The sequence below is a fragment of the Tropicimonas sp. S265A genome (assembly GCF_049800835.1).
In the GTDB taxonomy this organism is placed as follows: Bacteria; Pseudomonadota; Alphaproteobacteria; order Rhodobacterales; family Rhodobacteraceae; genus Dinoroseobacter.
In genome coordinates, this window is record NZ_JBNAFU010000001.1 from 853693 (window position 1) to 871168 (window position 17476).

23 protein-coding genes are annotated in these 17476 nt (G+C 63.3%); 2 read left to right on the plus strand and 21 right to left on the minus strand.

Going from position 1 to position 17476, the window contains the following annotated elements; genetic code table 11:
- Window position 1: 1 nt before the first annotated feature.
- The 18 genes from ACP15N_RS04180 to fabD form a co-directional block, all read right to left on the minus strand.
- Window positions 2-670, minus strand: a complete 669-nt coding sequence (locus ACP15N_RS04180) for a phage tail tape measure protein (RefSeq protein ID WP_425090958.1) — start codon at window positions 668-670, stop codon at window positions 2-4.
- Window positions 663-869, minus strand: a complete 207-nt coding sequence (locus ACP15N_RS04185) for a rcc01693 family protein (RefSeq protein WP_425090959.1) — start codon at window positions 867-869, stop codon at window positions 663-665. Before ACP15N_RS04185 ends, ACP15N_RS04180 begins: the two co-directional genes overlap by 8 nt.
- Window positions 866-1192 (minus strand): gene transfer agent family protein, encoded by a 327-nt coding sequence (locus ACP15N_RS04190; RefSeq protein ID WP_425090960.1) that lies wholly within the window; start codon window positions 1190-1192, stop codon window positions 866-868. The genes ACP15N_RS04185 and ACP15N_RS04190 overlap by 4 nt, the downstream gene beginning before the upstream one ends.
- Before the next feature lie 5 nt (window positions 1193-1197).
- On the minus strand, window positions 1198-1611 hold the full coding sequence (locus tag ACP15N_RS04195; RefSeq protein WP_425090961.1) for a phage major tail protein, TP901-1 family: 414 nt from the start codon (window positions 1609-1611) through the stop codon (window positions 1198-1200).
- A gap of 20 nt (window positions 1612-1631) precedes the next feature.
- Window positions 1632-2042 (minus strand): DUF3168 domain-containing protein, encoded by a 411-nt coding sequence (locus tag ACP15N_RS04200; protein ID WP_425090962.1) that lies wholly within the window; start codon window positions 2040-2042, stop codon window positions 1632-1634.
- Entirely contained in the window at window positions 2039-2380 is a 342-nt protein-coding gene (locus ACP15N_RS04205) for a head-tail adaptor protein (RefSeq protein ID WP_425090963.1), read from the minus strand. The genes ACP15N_RS04200 and ACP15N_RS04205 overlap by 4 nt, the downstream gene beginning before the upstream one ends.
- Window positions 2377-2967, minus strand: coding sequence for a head-tail connector protein (locus tag ACP15N_RS04210; RefSeq protein ID WP_425090964.1), 591 nt, complete (start codon window positions 2965-2967; stop codon window positions 2377-2379). The genes ACP15N_RS04205 and ACP15N_RS04210 overlap by 4 nt, the downstream gene beginning before the upstream one ends.
- Before the next feature lie 157 nt (window positions 2968-3124).
- Window positions 3125-4342: a phage major capsid protein gene (locus ACP15N_RS04215; protein WP_425090965.1), complete on the minus strand. Its 1218-nt coding sequence runs from the start codon at window positions 4340-4342 to the stop codon at window positions 3125-3127.
- 14 nt (window positions 4343-4356) lie between these two features.
- Entirely contained in the window at window positions 4357-4926 is a 570-nt protein-coding gene (locus ACP15N_RS04220; protein WP_425090966.1) for an HK97 family phage prohead protease, read from the minus strand.
- A gap of 10 nt (window positions 4927-4936) precedes the next feature.
- A complete protein-coding gene (locus tag ACP15N_RS04225; protein ID WP_425090967.1) occupies window positions 4937-5191 on the minus strand; it encodes a GTA head formation protein, RCAP_rcc01685 family in 255 nt (84 codons plus the stop codon).
- The gene (locus ACP15N_RS04230; protein ID WP_425090968.1) at window positions 5188-6384 is read right to left on the minus strand and encodes a phage portal protein; all 1197 of its coding nucleotides are present in this window, start codon (window positions 6382-6384) and stop codon (window positions 5188-5190) included. The genes ACP15N_RS04225 and ACP15N_RS04230 overlap by 4 nt, the downstream gene beginning before the upstream one ends.
- A 95-nt stretch (window positions 6385-6479) precedes the next feature.
- Window positions 6480-7823, minus strand: coding sequence for a DNA-packaging protein (locus tag ACP15N_RS04235; protein ID WP_425090969.1), 1344 nt, complete (start codon window positions 7821-7823; stop codon window positions 6480-6482).
- The gene (locus tag ACP15N_RS04240) at window positions 7771-8109 is read right to left on the minus strand and encodes a hypothetical protein (RefSeq protein ID WP_425090970.1); all 339 of its coding nucleotides are present in this window, start codon (window positions 8107-8109) and stop codon (window positions 7771-7773) included. The genes ACP15N_RS04235 and ACP15N_RS04240 overlap by 53 nt, the downstream gene beginning before the upstream one ends.
- Before the next feature lie 166 nt (window positions 8110-8275).
- Complete coding sequence (gene mltG / locus ACP15N_RS04245) at window positions 8276-9430, minus strand: endolytic transglycosylase MltG (RefSeq protein WP_425090971.1); 1155 nt, start codon at window positions 9428-9430, stop codon at window positions 8276-8278.
- Window positions 9430-10692 (minus strand): beta-ketoacyl-ACP synthase II, encoded by a 1263-nt coding sequence (gene fabF, locus ACP15N_RS04250; protein ID WP_425090972.1) that lies wholly within the window; start codon window positions 10690-10692, stop codon window positions 9430-9432. The genes mltG and fabF overlap by 1 nt, the downstream gene beginning before the upstream one ends.
- Window positions 10693-10872: 180 nt before the next feature.
- On the minus strand, window positions 10873-11106 hold the full coding sequence (locus ACP15N_RS04255) for an acyl carrier protein (protein WP_425090973.1): 234 nt from the start codon (window positions 11104-11106) through the stop codon (window positions 10873-10875).
- Between the two features lie 187 nt (window positions 11107-11293).
- On the minus strand, window positions 11294-12031 hold the full coding sequence (fabG, locus tag ACP15N_RS04260) for a 3-oxoacyl-ACP reductase FabG (protein WP_425090974.1): 738 nt from the start codon (window positions 12029-12031) through the stop codon (window positions 11294-11296).
- A complete protein-coding gene (gene fabD, locus ACP15N_RS04265) occupies window positions 12031-12978 on the minus strand; it encodes an ACP S-malonyltransferase (RefSeq protein ID WP_425090975.1) in 948 nt (315 codons plus the stop codon). The genes fabG and fabD overlap by 1 nt, the downstream gene beginning before the upstream one ends.
- A 161-nt stretch (window positions 12979-13139) precedes the next feature.
- Between fabD and ACP15N_RS04270 the strand changes: the two genes are divergently transcribed.
- Together ACP15N_RS04270 and ACP15N_RS04275 are read left to right on the plus strand one after the other, a co-directional pair.
- A complete protein-coding gene (locus ACP15N_RS04270) occupies window positions 13140-14375 on the plus strand; it encodes a cytochrome b/b6 domain-containing protein (protein ID WP_425090976.1) in 1236 nt (411 codons plus the stop codon).
- Window positions 14376-14499: 124 nt separating this feature from the next.
- The gene (locus tag ACP15N_RS04275) at window positions 14500-14907 is read left to right on the plus strand and encodes a hypothetical protein (RefSeq protein WP_425090977.1); all 408 of its coding nucleotides are present in this window, start codon (window positions 14500-14502) and stop codon (window positions 14905-14907) included.
- A gap of 57 nt (window positions 14908-14964) precedes the next feature.
- Here ACP15N_RS04275 and ACP15N_RS04280 read toward each other — a convergent pair whose 3' ends face one another.
- The 3 genes from ACP15N_RS04280 to ACP15N_RS04290 all read right to left on the minus strand — a co-directional run bounded on the left by ACP15N_RS04280 (window position 14965) and on the right by ACP15N_RS04290 (window position 17435).
- On the minus strand, window positions 14965-15552 hold the full coding sequence (locus ACP15N_RS04280) for a YceI family protein (protein ID WP_425090978.1): 588 nt from the start codon (window positions 15550-15552) through the stop codon (window positions 14965-14967).
- Between the two features lie 153 nt (window positions 15553-15705).
- A complete protein-coding gene (locus ACP15N_RS04285; RefSeq protein WP_425090979.1) occupies window positions 15706-16638 on the minus strand; it encodes a hypothetical protein in 933 nt (310 codons plus the stop codon).
- 128 nt (window positions 16639-16766) lie between these two features.
- A complete protein-coding gene (locus tag ACP15N_RS04290; protein WP_425090980.1) occupies window positions 16767-17435 on the minus strand; it encodes a hypothetical protein in 669 nt (222 codons plus the stop codon).
- Window positions 17436-17476: the final 41 nt, after the last annotated feature.

The following is a 17476-nucleotide window of genomic DNA, read 5'->3' on the forward strand; positions in this document are numbered from 1 at the left end:
CTTAGCGGTTGCGCTGCCCAAGGCTCAGCGCACGGCCCATGTCTGCTGCCAGTTGCGAGCGAGATCTCCGGAAGCTGTCCACATCCGGTGTCGACACATTCATCACCACCTGGACCGGGCGGGCGCCCGGGCTCTCGGACATCCGCACGCCAAGGCGTCCATCAGCCCCGCGTGCCAACGGCATGATCGCTTCAGGCCCGGCTTCGCCCATCAGGCCGGCTGCCCCACGCATCGGAAAAGTCGTGGGCGACGACACCACCCCACCCCGGGCAAACGGAATAACCTTGCCTTCGGTAAACGCCCCACCGTGGGAGAAACCGAACACACCCGACAGCAGATTGTTCACACCTGATGTCAGCGTATCGCCCAGCGCCTGCTGGACCGGCTTCATGGCGGAGTTATAGGCAGCGTCTGCCATCGAGCGTGCGACGTTCTTGAGCGAGTCCGACAGCTTGTCGCCTTCGAACGCCACACCATCGAACGCGCGGCGCAATCCATTGCCAACACTATTGCCAAGCGATGCGGCCTCCCGCTCGGTGTAAACCATGCCATCGCGCACCCGACGCAGTTCGCCGTCGAATGTCGCCGTGACAGCTGCGGCTTCACCAAGCGTCTGGTCCAGTTCAGCCATCCGGGCTTCGAACCCGTCCAGTTCTTCGAAGTCACTCATCTGTGTCGTCCTCCGTCCGATCCGGGAATTGCCGGATCAACTCTTCCAACCGGCTGCGCCCAAGCGGCGCATCAGCGTTGCCATCCGCGCCAAGCAGAACCATCAGTTCGACCGGGGTCAGCGCCCAGAACTCGGCCGGGCGCAGCCCAAGGCCCTTGAGCCCGACGCGCATCAAACCCGGCCAATCCAGACCGGTCACGACCGGACCTCCGGCGGCAGTGCAAATGCGCGGGCAAGCAGCACAGCAGCTGCTCGCGCCGCTGCCAGCGGGCCGCCTTCAAAATCAGCCTCGGCCAGACTTGCAAGGCTCATCGGGGTGCCGCCGCCCTGCAAACCTGCCTCGATAAGAAACAGCACATCCCGTGCGCGGTACCCGCCTCCCTCGAACCTCTCAACGAGCGCAATCAGAGAGTCGGTTTCAAGCGTGGCTTCCAGTGTGGCAAGCGCGCCCAGCGTGAGCTTGAGGATGCGCGGCTCCCCATTGATGGTCAGCGCAACCTCTCCGGCGTAGGGGTTCGCCATGGGGATCAAAGCGCTGTGAAGGTCAGCTGCCCGGCAGACGCAATCGTCATCTCGTAAGTCGCCTCACCGTTCTGACTGCCCGAGTATTCAATCGCCGAAATCATGAACGGACCCTGTACGGTTCCGAAATCCGGGATCACCACTTCGAACGCGGGGATTTCACCATCAAAGAAGATCTGACGCGCGCGTTCATCGGTGCTTTCATCCCGGAACACACCGGACCCGGAGATCGAGGCACTCTTGACCCCTGCCCCGCCCAGAAGCTCGCGCCAGCCGCCCGCGCTCTCCAGCGATGTAACATCGACCGTCTCGGTGTTGAAAGTGATCCGAGTGGCCCGCAGACCCGCAATGGTCTCGTAGGACCCGGTCCCGGTCATATCGATCTTGATCAGAAGATCCTTGCCTTTTTGCACAGCCATGGGTCTCTCCAACTTAAGGGTTAATCGAGGTCGACCCGCGCGCGAAACCGCAGGTCGATCTGGCGCAGCGCGCCGTTTCCAATCCGGCGGGCGCGCGCCCGCTGAAACTCAAGCACGCTGACGGCCCCGTTCGGCAAAACCAACGTCGCATCCTGGAGCGCATCCGTAACAACTCCGGCCACATCCTTGATGGACAGAAAGCCGCTCGCATCGGTATTCACGCTGATCGAGAAGTCATGGCGCGTGGAGCGGCCAGTGCGATCGCTTACCTGTGTTGCGGTTTCAGGGCCGAGCGTGATGTACGTGCTGGGCAAGGTGCCGGCGGGCACCTGATCGTAGATCGCGGAGCCGACCATGGCGCTGACGGCCGGATCGGTCGCAAGGGTCTGATAAACCGCGGCCTGCAACAGACTTGCACTCGCATAACTCATCCGGCGACCTCCTCGTCTGAATAGCAGATCAGATACCGGGCCAGCGGGTCGCTGTCGGCAACGGCCAGAATTCGGTAGATGCGAGCACCGTCGCGAAACCGTTGTTCGGGCTTGGGACGGCTCGGATCACCAAAGGGCGCGGCGCGCACAGTAATGCGCAGGTTGGTCAACGACACTGATGCCGCCTGGCGCCGCCCGGTTTCCCGCCCCGACCGGCTGTCCACCTCCGCCCACAGCGTGCCCAGCGGCACCCAAGTCTCGACAAAGCCACCACCGCCATCTGGTGTTTGCTGACGTTCCTCCAGCGTCAAGGGCCGGGTCAGACGCGGCGCCTTCATCGCTTGCGCCCTCCAAACAGACGCAGGTCGCGAAACGCCTCAATCAACACCCGGACCAGCATCGGCAACCCGGTATCGGGTGCGCCACCACGGGTTTCGTAGAAATGCGCGCCAAGAACCATCGTTGCCTGCGCCAAGCTCTCGGGAACATCTTGCCAGTTTGCGCCGTATCCGGCCTGGAATGTGATCTCGATATGCGCGTTGGCCGGCACCGTCGGCAACGTCTGCAGCGCCTCGATCCCCGCACGGAAGTTATCGGGGACAACCTTGTAGGTTGACGCCGCGACCGGGGTTACACTTCCACCCGAGGTCACGATGCGGACCTCGTCGACCTGCACAAGCGGGCCGCGCATGATCGGCTGGAACGTGCCTTTGGCCCACTCTTCCAGCCGCAGAACGAATGTGCGCCGAAACAACGCCTTGCCGGTGCGGTATTCAATCGCCCCGATTGCGGCGCGCAACGTGCTTTCCAGCAGCGCATCCTGCAGGCTGTCGTCGGAAAACCCGCTTCCAAGGCGCAGGTGTTCGCGGAACGCCTGCAGGGGAAGGGCCTCCGCAGGAACCGAGGTCTCTTCAACTATGTTCATAAACGGTCTCCAAATCGGACAGTCCTTGCCGGGGGCAAGGGCGTGCGCGCGGCGCCACTCGGACGGAGGGAACAGCTAGAAACACCGCTCAGGTGCGCACGCCCAGGGCTCCGCCTCGAAGGCGGAACAACGGGGCAATCAGAAGGGCTTGGACGCCTTAGCTGACAGCGAACTTCAGCAGCTTGATCGCCGCGAAATCGGTGACACCGCCGCCTACGCGCTTGGTGGCGTAGAACAGAACGTTCGGCTTGGCCGAGAACGGATCACGCAGGATGCGCAGGTCCGGACGCTCGGCGATGGTGTAGCCTGCGGAGAAGTCGCCAAACGCGATGGCCGTGGCGTCAGACCCGATATCCGGCATGTCTTCGGCGATCAGAACCGGGTACCCGACAAGGCGCGCAGGCTCCCCGGCAGCCAGACCGTCAGACCAGAGGAAACGACCGTCCGCATCCTTGATCTTGCGCACAACACCCGCGGTCTTCGAATTCATCACGAAGGTTGCGTTGGCCCGATAACGTGCACCCAGCGCGTAGACCAGATCGACAAGCGCATCCGCGGGCGAAACCGCCCCGAAGCCACCGTCAACGCCGGTCGCGACGTAGCCCAGATTACCCCAGGCCCAGGCACTGTCGGCCACGTTTGGAGCCGTCAGGAAACCCGCAGGCTTGTCGATGCCGTCACCGTTCACGAACGCCGCCGCCTCGGAGCGCGCGAACTTGTCCGCGATCCGGCCCGCCAGCCAGGCTTCGATGTCAAAGGCTGCATCATCCAGCAGGCGCTGGGATACTTTCGGCAACGCCGACAACTCGTGCAACGCGATCGAGATACGGTCAATCTGCGGCGTGTCGCTCTCACCGGTGGCGGCGGTTTCGGACGCCCAGCCCGCACCGGTTTCGGTGTGGTCGATCAAGACGTCGTAAGCCGTTGCGTCCACGGCAACGACCGAGGCGATTGCGCGCAGCGAGGCCTGGGACTTGAGCACCGATTTCACAGTCTCCGCGGTTTGCGGGTCGACCAGATAGCCGCCATCGGCCGCAACGGCCGAGGACATGGCCTTCTCTTCGATCTGAAGGCCGCGCAGGGCGTCATCGTCGCCGGTGCGCAGATAGGCATCGAACGCCTTCTGGTGGGGGGCCGCTTCGCTCACGGCGCCAGACAGCGCGGGACGCGCGGGGGAGATAGATTTACGATCCAGCATCTGAAGTCGCTCTTCCTGTTGTTGAACTCGGGATTTCATCTCGGCCTCTCGGCCTTTGATCTCGCGGACAAAGGCCGCCAGCTCGGCTGAGACTTCAGCAATCGGAGAGGTCTCCGACGCCGCGGCGTCCCGGGCCGCATACGTGTCCGGCGTCTCAGCGCCTTCTCTATGTTCCATGGCTGAACTCCTTCTCAGCGGCCCAGCGCCGCGCGCGCCTGTCTCAGCGCCTCGGCCAGAGACCGCAGCTCGGCCTCCGGATCACCCGACTTCGCGCCAAGGCGCGCCTCGGGCAGCATCGGAAAAGTCACCAGAGAGACTTCCCAAAGCTCGACTTCCGCCAAACGGCGGCGGCCCTGCCCGTCTCGGGTGGCCTTTTTCGTGCGATATCCGATGGACAGGCCGTCCAGCGCACCCGCCTCGATCAGGCGCGCAGCCTCCCGGCCCTTTTCGATCTCGGACAGCAGACGCCCCTTGACCCACAAACCGGTCTCGTCCTCGCGGATCTCGTCCCACACGCCGATGGGCTGAACCGGGTCGTGCTGCCACAGCATCTTTACGGTCCGTCCCTTGGCTCGAAGCGCCGCGAGCGAGGCCGCATAGGCACCGCGCTCCACGATATCACCGCCTTGATCCTCAACACCGAACAGGCTTGCGTAGCCCTCGATCGCCAGATCCTCGCCGAGGGCGACATCGTCACCGAATTGGCAAAACTTCACCTCCAGCCCGCTGCATGCAACGGGCCCCTGGCCGTGTTCACTCATGTGATGTCTCCTAAATCGGCGCCACCAGCGTCAGCGCCGAGGTGCCCAGCACCACTGCACCGATGCCGAACACCAGCGCCCAGAACCGCTTCTCCAGCCGTTCCAGCGTTTCGTTGATCACCTGTAGGCGGTACTCCAGCGTCGCCCAGCGCTGCAGCGCGACACGTTCGTTGGCGCGCAATTCATAGGCCCGCCCACACTCTCCGGGGCGGCATTCGACTGTCTCGCCCAAGGCCAAACCGCCAAGCCGCCCATCCGCGCTCATTCGGCAGCCTCCTGCGGTGGCAGGCCAAGCAGCGCGCGCTTTTCGGCCGGGCTCAGGAACTCCGCACCGGCCACCCGCGCCCATTGCGCATCGCGCTCCGCCGACAGCGCCGGGATCTTGTCCAGATCGGGGGCAATGGCCACCTGATCCCCGGCGAGCTCTGACAACCAATGACCCAAGGCCGCGGTGACCTTGTGCGCAAGCGGCAGAACCGTCAGGCGATAGAACGCCCGGTTTGCCTCCTGGTAATTGGCGTAGGTGGCATCGCCGGGGATCCCCAGCAGCATCGGTGGGACCCCGAAAGCCAACGCAATCTCGCGCGCCGCAGAATCCTTGGTTTTCTGAAACTCCATGTCCGACGGGCTGAAGGCCATCGGTTTCCAGTCGAGCCCGCCTTCCAGCAACATCGGACGGCCCGCGTTGCGCGCGCCCTGGTGATAGCTTTCCATCTCATCGACGAGCCGGGTGTATTGCTCGGGGCTCAGACTGCCATCGCCCTCCACACCACGATAGACCAGCGCCCCGGACGGGCGCGCGGCATTGTCCAGCAGAGCCTTCGACCAGCGCGTGGCGGATGAATGCACATCGAGCGCCGTGGCGGCTGCTTGCATGGGCGAGAAGCCATAATGATCGTCCTGTGGGTGAAACGCCTTGATGTGGCAAACAGGGGTTCGCCCGGCCTCGACCTGGAACAGGTGCTTGCTGGCTCCAACGCTGTACTCATAGGCCGCAGGCCAACCATCCGCGCCGGGCATGATCCGGACCCGATCAGACCGCAACACATGCAGTTCCGCCGGCAACGCACCGTCTGCGAACACGGCCTCGACATAGCCGTCCCCGGACAGGAGCATCTGCGCATAAAGCGCCTCAAGCAGCTCCGCGCGGGTCTGCCCGATGTTCGGTCGCCCGATCAGGGTGATCCAAGGGTGCGTCTCATACCGGCGCTCCGTGTCCTGAAACGTCAGCGGTAGCGCAGCGGCAGCTTCGGCGATCATCTTGACCACGCGAAACCCGACCGGATTGCCACTGAACCCGTTGCGAGTCAGCGATCCGGTGTCGCGCGGCGTCCATGCCACACGGCCCGACGACGCCACCGCCATGAGCCGCCCCGTGGCAGAGGCCTTTGCCCCCGTCGGCGCAGCGTGTGCAGTGCCTTCAGGCGCCGCGTTTTGTCGAAACAGTTTGAACACCATAAGGATGCCCCCTTCGTGAGACACGCCGCGGCAACCGAAACCAGATCGCGCCCCAAAGGGCGCGAGCCAGCACAGCCGCCGTCAGTCGCGTTGGATCAGAGCGTGCGAACGCGCGGTTTGGCCAAGTGATCGCTCGGCAGGATCATCAGGTCATGCAAGGCCCAGACCAGCGCATCGACGCGGTCGGGGCTGCCCGAGCCGTGAAAGCCCTGGGTCGTCATCTGGCACATTTGGTCTTCCAGGGCCCCAAGGCCGCGCACGTGATGCACACGCCCCTGTTCATAAAGCGCCGCAACGGGTTCCGCGCGGGCCGCCTTGCCGCGCGCCGCCCGCACCGCCTTGTAGGACAAGAGCGGCTCAAGCTGGCGCAGGACCGTTTCCACCAGATCTCCGCCCTGGTTCACTTCCGCGACCAGCCGCTGAGCTGCGTGCCGTTTGCAGGCGTCAATCGCGGCCTGCGCCCATTGCAACGGAGTAGAGGCTTCAACCGTGGCATCTTCCAGAACGTAGGCTTTCCAGTCCTGCTTGGGACCGGTGGACACCACGCCGGCAACGATGATGCCACAGGCGTCCGACCCCTTGTTCCCTGTCACCGGCGGGTCCACGGCGACAACGATGCGATCCAACGTCGGCGGGGTCTCGATCCGTGCCCCCTCCAGAGCCGCAGTCGTCCAGAGCGCACCCTCGACATCTCCCAGCAGAACACCTTCCAGTTCCTGACGCCCCAACCGTGTGCCCGAATACCGTGCGCGCATCTCCTCTATGAAGCTCGCCGCAAGATAGGCGCGATTGGCCTCAGTGGGCGCATGCGTCATCACCGTGGACGGTGCATCCAGCAAGCGTTTCAAGCCGTCCACATTGCGCGGGGTGGTTGTGACCACGGCTTGCGGTGCCTCGCCAAGACGCAACGCGAATTGCAGGTTGTCCCAGGTCTCTTCAGCCTTGCGCCACTTCGCCAATTCATCGGCCCAGGCGGCATCAAACTGAGGGCCGCGCAAACTGTCCGGATCATGGGCCGAAAACACCTGCGCGACCGCCCCGTTCGGCCAGACAAGCTGTCGACGACCTGCCTGCCATTCGGGACGGCGATCCGGCGGTGAACAGGCCATGATCCCGCTGTCGCCGAAGATCATCACTTCCCGGACCTGATCGAGCGTCTCGCCAACCAGCGCGACCCTCCGGGCCTTGCCCGGATCCTCGGCCCGGGGGCCTTCGACCTGCGCGCGCACCCACTCGGCCCCGGCGCGGGTCTTGCCCGCGCCTCGCCCGCCCAGGATCACCCAGGACCGCCACGCGCCCTCGGGGGGCAACTGGTGCGGCAGGGCCCAGAATTCGAACAGGTATGGCAGCGCAGAGCGCGCGTGGGCGCTCAGCCCTTTGAAGAACTCATCCGTCAGTTCGGGCCTTTCTGAGGCGAGCCAATCGGCCCCGAACCTCAAGCTCGGCAGCGGCCGTGTCGTAGTATCCTGGCTGTAACTCACCAGAGAGCTTGCGGCATTCTTCTGCAAAGCGTGTCTCCTCCCGCATTGCCATCGATGTGGCTTCACGTAAGTCCTTGAGTTGGCGCTGTAGGTCCGTCCGACTGATGCGGTCCCCGGCGCCGGTCTTGGCGATGTCTTCAAGCTTCGTGATAGCCGTGTGCAAACGCCTCCGGAGGTAGCTGACCTGGTCGGTCGCCGTTTCCAGAAGGCTCACGGGCTCGCCCGCGCCGATATCCGTGACCATGGATAATTCGCCTCTCATGCTTGCCGCACGAGTAAAAACAGAAAAACGACCGCGAGGGTGCCCCCGGGTCGTTCGCCCACTTCTTCTAGCTTGCCCGAAGGTATACTCTAGGGCGTTCGCAGAGTCAAGACATAAACTACAGGTTGTGCGAATTTTTTTGAACCTGTCAGTTCGCACGCCGCTCCGCTTCGATTTCACGCCACCGCGACACATTGCGATTGTGCTCCGCCAGAGTCTCTGCAAAAGCATGGCCACCCGTGCCATCCGCGACGAAAAAGATGTAGTCCGTATCGTCCGGATTAACCGCGGCAAAGATCGCGTCTCGGCCCGGATTGGCAATCGGCGTGGGGGGAAGCCCGGGAATCACATAGGTGTTCCAAGGGGTCTCGCCTCTCAGTTCACTCTGCCGGATACCCCGACCCAGCGTTCCCACACCGCGCGTCACCCCGTAAATGACGGTCGGATCCGTTTGCAGCCGCATCCCCTCGCGCAATCGGTTTACGAACACCGAAGAGACTACGCCCCGTTCATCAGGGACGGAAGTTTCCTTCTCGATGATCGACGCAAGGATCAGCGCTTCCTCCGGCGTCGTCACCGGCAGGTCGTCCTTTCGTGCAGCCCACGCCTCCGCCAGAATACGCTCTTGCGCCGCACTCATGCGGGCGAGCAAGGCGGCTCGCTCCGTGCCGCGCGTAACATCGTATGTATCCGGGGCCAAACTGCCCTCTGGCGGAAGCGGGCCGATCTCGCCGGTCAGGAACTCGGCCTTCGACAGGGCATCCGTGATCTGCCAGCTGGTCGCCCCTTCTGCGATCGACACGCGATAGGCAACCGGCGTGCCCGCTTGAACCAGATCGGCATAAGCCGCAGGAACCGGATCATCAGGACCAAAAACCGCAATATCCACGACCCGGTCCTGACCCGGAATACGCTCACGCAAGCGTAACTCCGCATCGGCGACACGGATCACATACGTTGCCACGTAGCGATAGGATGAAGCCGCCCCCTGCGTCAGCAGTCCAAGCACCTCCTCCATCGAGATGTTGGCCGGAACCTCGTAATTGCCGAACTTCAGGTCATCATCCAACTCGGAATACTGCGCCCCCAACCTGAAAATCGTCGGCGACGAGATGACACCCGCCTCAGCCAGATCATCCGCAACGCGGGTGAGGCTTGCACCGCGCGGCACCTCGAAGAACGTCGCCTCTGCAAGCGGACCCGGTGCAGTGTATTCTCTCTGACCCCAGGCGATGATCCCGATCAGGGCCAGAAAGGCCACGATCAGGATCGTCAGCACATTGGAGGCAAGCGCTCGCCACATCAGCGGTCCACCCGCGCCACCACAAGCGACGCATTGGTGCCACCGAAACCGAACGAATTCGACAAGGCGTAGGTGATCTCGCGTTCCCGCTTGACCTTGGGCGCAAGGTCCAGCGCGGTATCCACGTCCGGCGTGTCAAGGTTCAGCGTCGGCGGCGCGACCTGATCGCGGATCGCCAGGATCGAGAAAATCCCTTCAATCGCACCTGCGGCCCCCAGCAAATGTCCGGTCGCGGATTTCGTGGAACTCATCGTGGCCTCGCCGACGGCGTTGCCGAGGACCCGCTCAACCGCGCCCAACTCGATCGTATCGGCCATGGTCGATGTTCCATGCGCGTTGATGTAGTCGATATCCGCTCCGGTGATCCCGGCGCGCTTGATGGCAGCGCGCATCGAACGCTCCCCACCCTCTCCGGTCTCCGACGGGGCCGTGATGTGATAGGCATCGCCCGACAGGCCGTAGCCTACGACCTCCGCATAGATCTTGGCACCGCGCGCCTTGGCGTGCTCGTATTCCTCCAGAACAACAACGCCCGCACCCTCGCCCATGACGAAGCCGTCGCGGTCCTTGTCCCAAGGGCGGCTCGCGCTTTTCGGGTCGTCCGCGCGCTTGGTGCTCAGCGCCTTGCAGGCGTTGAACCCGGCAATGCCGATCTCGGAAATCGGGCTCTCCGCGCCCCCGGCAACCATCACGTCCGCATCGTCCAGCGCGATCAGTCGCGCCGCATCGCCGATCGCGTGCGCCCCGGTTGAACATGCGGTCACAACCGCATGGTTTGGCCCCTTGAACCCGTGCTTGATGGACACCTGCCCCGAGGCAAGATTGATCAGCGCACTTGGGATAAAAAACGGAGAGACACGCCGCGGTCCGCGTTCTTTCAGCAGAACCGCTGTGTCCGCGATCGAACTCAACCCGCCAATACCCGACCCGATCATCACGCCCGTGCGCTCCTGCGCCTCCGTGGTCGAGGCCTCCCAGCCACTATCGGCGACGGCCTGATCTGCTGCCGCAATGGCGTAGAGGATGAATTCATCGACCTTGCGCTGCTCTTTCGGCGCCATCCAATCATCGGGGCTGAAGGTCCCGCCGGTCCCGTCGCCGCGCGGAATTTCGCACGCATAGGTTGTACCGAGGTGGGACGCGTCAAAGCGGGTGATCGGACCGGCACCGGACTGACCGTCCAGAAGCCGACCCCATGTTTCCTCCACCCCGTTTGCCAATGGGGTCACCATTCCCAACCCTGTCACGACTACACGACGCATCCTCGCCCCCTCGTCTCACGTTTCTTGTTTCGCGCATTTGATATACGCGCTGCCCGCATGGGAACAAGACACATCCTGGCCGTCGGCAGGGTTTGACTGTGTCCGGCGCGGCGCGAAATCCGCAAAAAGCAAAACGGCGCCCAAAGGCGCCGCTGCGAAATCTCTGTCAGATCCCTCGGATCAGGACGCTTCGGTGATGAACTTCACTGCGTCGCCGAATGTCTGGATGGTCTCCGCCGCGTCATCGGGAATCTCGATGCCGAACTCTTCTTCGAAAGCCATCACAAGTTCGACCGTGTCCAGGCTGTCCGCGCCCAAGTCATCGATGAACGAAGCGTTCTCAGACACTTTGCCTTCTTCGACACCAAGGTGCTCTACAACGATCTTTTTCACGCGGTCTGCGACGTCGCTCATATCAAGTCCTCATCCGTAGTCTCGGGACGGTGCCCGATGTTTTCAATGCCGCCCGGGTTCGGGCAAAGCTTGCTGCGCGGTCGGGATCATTCAGGCCGCCCTGCGTCTAAGCTGGGCGCCCTATATCACACGAGTCTCCAAAGGCAAACGCTTTCCCCGGCCCGAAACGAGACCGGGTCAAACCGCCTCAGATCATGGCCATACCACCGTTTACATGCAGAACCGTGCCGGTCACATAACCCGCCTCGGGGCTGGCCAGATAGACGACAGCACCGGCAATTTCCGCGGGGCTGCCCATGCGGCCAGCCGGGATCTGCGCAAGGATCTTACCCTTCTGATCGTCAGTCAGTTTCTCTGTCATCGCGGTTTCGATGAACCCCGGAGCAACCGCGTTCACGGTGATGCCACGGCTGGCCACTTCGTAGGCCAGGCTCTTGGACATGCCGACCATCCCGGCCTTTGAGGCGGCGTAATTGCCCTGACCGGGGTTGCCCGTGGCGCCGACAACGGAACTGATATTCACGATCCGCCCCCAGCGTGCCTTCATCATGCCGCGCAACACGCCGCGACACAGGCGCATCGTTGCGGTCAGGTTCACGTCCAGAACCGCTTGCCATTCGTCGTCGGACATCCGCATGAACAGGTTATCGCGCGTAATGCCGGCATTGTTGACCAGAATGTCGATCGCGCCCATGGCCGCAACGGCCGCCTTGGGCAGAGCTTCGACCGCCTCGGAATCGCTCAGGTTGCACGGCAGCACATGCGCGCGCGCGCCGAGTTCTGCCGCCAGCGCCTCCAAGGGGGTCTCCCGAGTGCCCGACAGTCCGACCGTTGCCCCGCGTGCATGCAAACCGCGGGCGATCTCGGCCCCGATCCCTCCGGACGCCCCGGTGACCAGCGCGGACTTTCCTTCCAAATCGAACATCAGGCCTGCTCCTTGCCTGCCGCAACCGCGGCGTCTACGTCCGCCGGAGACCCGATCGCACGTGTCGCGATCGACCGGTCAATACGGCGAACCATTCCGATCAACGCCTTGCCTGCGCCGACCTCCCAAATCTCTGTCACACCCTGCGCCGCCATGTATTGCACGCTCTCGCGCCAGCGCACCGCAGCGGTGACCTGCTCGATCAACAACTCGCGGATCAGCGCCGGGTCGCTCACGGCCTCGGCCCGTACGTTCGAGACGACAGGTACTTTCGGCGCAGCGATACTGACCTCTTGCAGGGCATTGGCCATCGCGTCTGCCGCCGGCTGCATCAGGGCACAGTGGAACGGCGCGCTGACCGGCAGCATCACGGCCCGTTTCGCGCCCTTCTCCTTGGCGATCTCGGTCGCGCGCATCACCGCCGCGCGATGGCCCGAGACCACGACCTGCCCCGGATCATTGTCATTCGCCGCAGCGCATACCTGACCTTCGGCTGCCTCCGCCGCGACGGCGCGCACCGCGTCCAGATCCAACCCCAGGATTGCGGCCATCGCCCCCTCTCCCGCGGGGACCGCCTTTTGCATGGCCGTTCCGCGTGCCCGCAGCAACACGGCTGCATCACGGACACTCAAGGCCCCCGCTGCTGCAAGTGCGGAGTATTCGCCAAGCGAGTGGCCCGCGACAAACGCGGCATCTCCGAGCCCGAAGCCTTCTGCTTCCAACGCGCGCATCGCGGCAATGGAGGTTGCCATCAATGCGGGCTGTGCGTTTGCCGTCAGCGTCAGCGTGTCGATATCCCCGTCCCAGATCAGATCGGACAATTTCTCACCGAGCGCCGCGTCCACCTCGTCAAAGACGGCCTGTGCAGCCGGATAGGCCGACGCAAGGTCGCGCCCCATGCCGATGGTCTGTGCCCCCTGTCCCGGAAATACGAATGCGCGGGTCATGCTGACCTCCTCCTTGTCGTTTGGAGGTGCTTACAAGAGCCGCCGGGCACTGGCAATCTGCGCCTTGGTTACCAATCGACGCACAAAAACTGTGCTGCTGGTGCGATTGCACACGCGCCCCATCCGCATACCTTTGTGTCGAAGCAACCCGGAGTGTTCCGATGTCGAGCGCCACCTCCCCCTTACCTGCGACCGCACCCCTGCAAAACAGCGTCCACACCTACGGACGTGTCGCCAAGACGTTCCACTGGCTGACCGCGCTGCTTATCCTGACCGCGATCCCGCTGGGCATTGTCGCCAACAACATGCCGTTCGAGACCGGAGAGGAGCTGGCCCGCAAGGCATTGGTATTCTCGATCCATAAAACGGTGGGTATCACCGCGTTTTTTGTTGCGCTGGGACGGATTGCATGGGCAGTCACACAACCGCGCCCCGCGCCCCTTCACCCTGACCGAAAGGCCGAAACACTGGCCGCCGAAGTCGTCCATTTCACACTCTACGGGGCTATCGTACTGGTGCCCTTGTCGGGCTGGATTCACCACGCCGCCACGACCGGGTTCGCTCCGATCTGGTGGCCGTTCGGGCAGAACCTGCCATTCGTGCCGAAATCCGACGAGCTTGCGGAAACCTTCGCCGCCCTGCACGTGATCTTCGAGCGCGTTCTGATCATATCCTTGGTTCTTCATATTGCAGGGGCGCTCAAGCACCGCTTTGTCGACCGTGACGTGACGCTTGCGCGCATGCTGCCGGGCGCTGTGACTATACCGGCCCTGAAACCGCACCGGACCGGCCTGCTGCCCCCGTTTGGCGCCGTTGCCGCATTCCTTGCCGCTGTCGGTGTCGGGGCGGCGTTGGGTCTCTTTTCCCACTCGGAAACGCGTCCCGGCGCACCTGCACTCGAACAGGTCGCCTCAGACTGGACCGTGCAGGACGGAACGCTCGGGTTCTCGGTCGCCCAGATGGGCCAGCCGATCAGCGGGTCGTTCGAGGATTGGACAGCCGCCATCGCCTATGATGACACCTCCGGCACCGGAACGGTCGAGGTGACGATTGCGATCGGCAGCCTTGCGCTGGGCCAAGTCACCGGGCAGGCGCTGGGAACGGAGTTCTTTGCAGCGGATGCCCACCCAACGGCCATCTTTACCGCAGAGATCACCCCGGATGACACGACAGAGGGCGCGACCCACCTCGCGACGGGAACACTCGCCCTCAAAGGCACGGAGGTGCCCGTGACCCTGCCCTTTACCCTGTCGATCACGGACGGAACAGCGACCATGTCCGGCGAACTCGTCCTGCCCCGTCTCGCATTCGACATCGGGCCGAACTATCCCGACGGCTCGCAAGTCGGCCTGGAAGTCACCGTTTCGGCACAGTTGACCGCGACCAAGGCCCCCTGATGCACCCCAACAGCCCGTCCGCCCGGCGTGGCGCGCGGGCGAGTTAACCTCTGCTTCACCAATTTCTTAACAAAGTCTTAACGTCAGAGAACAAATAGCGTACGGTTCGGGCAGCGAGGACCAGATGCCGTTTGAAGCCGACCTTATCCCCATTCTCTGTACGCTGATGCTCGGCGGCGCTCCGGAACATCCGGTGCCCTACAGCGTGGGCTATGACCTGCACCATATCCGGGTCGATTGCGTCACCGAGGACACGGTGATCGAGGTCGGTCTTGACCGGCGCTCATCGCTGGACAGCGTGCAACAAGCACTTTTTGCGGCGCACCTGACGGGCAAGATCCCGCAAGTCACGCTGATCGACACAGATGGGCGCGAAGGCCCGTTCGAGTACCGTATCCGCTCTGCCGCGAAGGCAGCCAACGTAGATTACGCGGTATACAAGCTCGACTTTCTGACCCGCTGGCAGATGACGCATTACCTGCGCAATCGTCCGCCCCCGCAGCCGCTGACGCGCAAACTGGCGGGCGGATAAACGAAAACGCCCCGACCGAGGTCAGGGCGTTTCGTGAGTGGTGAGGGTTTGACAGCCTTATTCGTCGGCAATCATCGCCTCGATGGAAATCAGCACTTCGACCTCGTCACTGACGAACGGGGCAAAGGCACCGACGTTGTAGTCGGAGCGGATCAGGGTCGTGGTGGCATCGAACCCAGCCCACTCCTTGTTCTCAATCGGGTGCATGCCTTTCGCGTTCAGTTTCGCGTCCAGAACCACGGTGTTGGTGACGCCGTTCAGGGTCAGATCGCCCGTGATCAGGGCGGTGTCCTCACCGGTGACTTCGATGGTGGTGGATGCGAAAGACACCATCTCCGCATCGTCAGCGTCGAAAAAATTGTCGCTCATGAAGTGGGCGAACCGTTGTTCCCACCCCGTGATCATGGAGCGGACGGGCATCGAAACGGTGACACTGGACGCAGCGGGGTTCTCAGCGTCAAACATGATCTCGCCTTCAAACCCCGAAAACATGCCGTAGGTCGTCGAGTAGCCAAGGTGATCGTACGAGAAGACGATCTGGCTGTGGGAGGCGTCGAGAATGTATTTCTGCGCGGTGTGATCGTCAGCAAACGCAGTGGTGCCAAGCGCCATCAGAGCGGCGGCGGAAAGGGGAAGAAGTTTCATGCGTCATGTCCTTTGGAAACAGAAGATGACGTGAAAATGGCGTCTTCAGAAAAATCAGCAATTGGCGAAAGAAGAACAGACTTTGTGCGCATTTCCGCACGTGCCAAAGCCTTTGCAACGCCGTTATGCCTGTGCCCCCAGCGCGGAGGGTTTTCACTTCTTCGACTTGGCGCGCGTGTTCTTTTTCTTATTATTGTTCTTGTTTTTGTTGTTCTGCTTCGTCGCAGAGGTAGACGACTTGGTCTTGGTGCCGCTCTGGGACGCGCTTGCAGGATCCGGCAAGGAGTAGGCCGATCCGCCCGAATTCTTGGCCAGCGCTGCGGACGGGTTCGCCGGGTCCGTCGGGACCACCCCGTTGGTAGCAGGGTCCGGGGTTTTGCCATCGCTCTTGCCCTGCGCGCCGCCGCCCCAGGTACCGGATCCGTCGGGATTCTCACCCGCCTTGCCAACATCCTTGTTGTTACCGGGGTTTCCGACGCCGAGGCTGCCGCTGCCGCCCGATCCTCCGCCCGATCCGCCCTTGCTTTTGCCGCCGCCGGATTTGCTGGCCGATTTGCCACTTCCGCCACTCGAGGCCGCGCCTGCCGGGCCGCCATTGCCCGGTTTCGAGGCCGTTGTGCCCCCGCCAGAGCCTGCGTTTCCGCCGCTACCACCGGTCGAAGCCGGAATCGGCGAGGTCGGTGGAGTATTTGCCGCGCTGCCGCCACCAGCAGCCCCGCCCCCCGACTTGCCGCCTGACCGCGCCAAGGGCGGTGGGGTTGGTGCGCCGCTTGGCCCTGTTGCGCTGGCGACTTGCGTACCACCCGCGTCGGAGCGACCGCGCTTTTCGATGTCCCTTGCTTCCTGCATCGTGTTGGACAGCGCCTGCGAGGTGCCGGAGCTTGGCGTCTGCGTGCTGCTGCGCACCACCTCGACAGCGCCGACCATCAGCACGATCGTCAAGAAGGTCAGCGGCACCATGTCCACGGTAACTGCGCCGCTTTCGCCACGCATGAACCACGCCGCCCGGCTTGCGTGCCGTGACTTGAACGACCCGCGTTCATTCCATTTGGGCATAAGGGCTTTCACGACACTCGGTACGGGCATGACGACAACTCTGTAAAATTCGAACTAAAGTTGTTCTGTCAGCACAAATGGCCGATGCGTTGACTGAAATTGGCCCATCTTGAGGTTTCTGTCGGGCAGGACTGCCCACCCCTCAGGCAGTCAGGAGGTCAGCTGCGCGCGCCCACGTTCAGGGTCGCCGGTTGTTCGGCGACCGTATTTGCACCGCCCGAGGCCCCACCGGTCCCGCCGCCCGTCTCTGTATCCTCTGCATCCGGGGTCAGCCCGTCTCCGGCCCCGAAAACCGACCCGTCGCCCGGTTCAGACCCATCACCCGTGCCGCCAGAGCCAGTGCCACCACCGCCTGATCCGGAAACGAGCCCGACGCCGACGACCGTGGTACCCCCACCGCCGCTGCTTCCACCGCTTCCACTGCTGGGCGCAGACGAGGCCGGGGGGGTGGTGTTGGATGGTGTCTGGTCCGATGGCTCGGGCGTCGCTGCGCCCGACGGCCCGGTAGACGGCGCACTGCCCTGGGCCGGTTGGTCCACCTGCGGCACGGCGGCCATGCTTGGTTTGGTCTTGGACGGCGCAGGCTTCAGCGTCGTCTCGATCGCCACGTTATCCAACGCGTCGACGACCTGCATTGATGGCGCCTCCAGTGACACACTGAGAAACGAGAACACCGCAACGCACAGGCCTATGACCGCGCAGGTCAGCGGCAGGAAATCCACCGCCACGGCTCCTGACTGGCACTTGGCAAAGCCGCCAAAACAGCGCGGACAGTCGCACATTTCCTGGCCCCGCGCAGATCGGGTGGGACGCATTGGATACTTCATGAACTCACACTCTTACTAAGTGGAGGGACTTTACCGGCGAC

What these genes read in the sequence shown, in the direction of transcription:
- fabF (WP_425090972.1), bottom strand. Translation starts at nt 10,692, where the DNA reads ATGCGTCGTGTAGTCGTGACAGGGTTGGGAATGGTGACCCCATTGGCA.
- ACP15N_RS04290 (WP_425090980.1), bottom strand. Translation starts at nt 17,435, where the DNA reads ATGAAGTATCCAATGCGTCCCACCCGATCTGCGCGGGGCCAGGAAATG.
- fabD (WP_425090975.1), bottom strand. Translation starts at nt 12,978, where the DNA reads ATGACCCGCGCATTCGTATTTCCGGGACAGGGGGCACAGACCATCGGC.
- ACP15N_RS04200 (WP_425090962.1), bottom strand. Translation starts at nt 2,042, where the DNA reads ATGAGTTATGCGAGTGCAAGTCTGTTGCAGGCCGCGGTTTATCAGACC.
- ACP15N_RS04190 (WP_425090960.1), bottom strand. Translation starts at nt 1,192, where the DNA reads ATGGCGAACCCCTACGCCGGAGAGGTTGCGCTGACCATCAATGGGGAG.
- ACP15N_RS04270 (WP_425090976.1), top strand. Translation starts at nt 13,140, where the DNA reads ATGTCGAGCGCCACCTCCCCCTTACCTGCGACCGCACCCCTGCAAAAC.
- ACP15N_RS04255 (WP_425090973.1), bottom strand. Translation starts at nt 11,106, where the DNA reads ATGAGCGACGTCGCAGACCGCGTGAAAAAGATCGTTGTAGAGCACCTT.
- ACP15N_RS04215 (WP_425090965.1), bottom strand. Translation starts at nt 4,342, where the DNA reads ATGGAACATAGAGAAGGCGCTGAGACGCCGGACACGTATGCGGCCCGG.
- ACP15N_RS04205 (WP_425090963.1), bottom strand. Translation starts at nt 2,380, where the DNA reads ATGAAGGCGCCGCGTCTGACCCGGCCCTTGACGCTGGAGGAACGTCAG.
- fabG (WP_425090974.1), bottom strand. Translation starts at nt 12,031, where the DNA reads ATGTTCGATTTGGAAGGAAAGTCCGCGCTGGTCACCGGGGCGTCCGGA.
- ACP15N_RS04275 (WP_425090977.1), top strand. Translation starts at nt 14,500, where the DNA reads ATGCCGTTTGAAGCCGACCTTATCCCCATTCTCTGTACGCTGATGCTC.
- ACP15N_RS04225 (WP_425090967.1), bottom strand. Translation starts at nt 5,191, where the DNA reads ATGAGCGCGGATGGGCGGCTTGGCGGTTTGGCCTTGGGCGAGACAGTC.
- ACP15N_RS04180 (WP_425090958.1), bottom strand. Translation starts at nt 670, where the DNA reads ATGAGTGACTTCGAAGAACTGGACGGGTTCGAAGCCCGGATGGCTGAA.
- ACP15N_RS04195 (WP_425090961.1), bottom strand. Translation starts at nt 1,611, where the DNA reads ATGGCTGTGCAAAAAGGCAAGGATCTTCTGATCAAGATCGATATGACC.
- ACP15N_RS04220 (WP_425090966.1), bottom strand. Translation starts at nt 4,926, where the DNA reads ATGAGTGAACACGGCCAGGGGCCCGTTGCATGCAGCGGGCTGGAGGTG.
- ACP15N_RS04240 (WP_425090970.1), bottom strand. Translation starts at nt 8,109, where the DNA reads ATGGTCACGGATATCGGCGCGGGCGAGCCCGTGAGCCTTCTGGAAACG.
- ACP15N_RS04280 (WP_425090978.1), bottom strand. Translation starts at nt 15,552, where the DNA reads ATGAAACTTCTTCCCCTTTCCGCCGCCGCTCTGATGGCGCTTGGCACC.
- ACP15N_RS04210 (WP_425090964.1), bottom strand. Translation starts at nt 2,967, where the DNA reads ATGAACATAGTTGAAGAGACCTCGGTTCCTGCGGAGGCCCTTCCCCTG.
- ACP15N_RS04230 (WP_425090968.1), bottom strand. Translation starts at nt 6,384, where the DNA reads ATGGTGTTCAAACTGTTTCGACAAAACGCGGCGCCTGAAGGCACTGCA.
- ACP15N_RS04285 (WP_425090979.1), bottom strand. Translation starts at nt 16,638, where the DNA reads ATGCCCGTACCGAGTGTCGTGAAAGCCCTTATGCCCAAATGGAATGAA.
- mltG (WP_425090971.1), bottom strand. Translation starts at nt 9,430, where the DNA reads ATGTGGCGAGCGCTTGCCTCCAATGTGCTGACGATCCTGATCGTGGCC.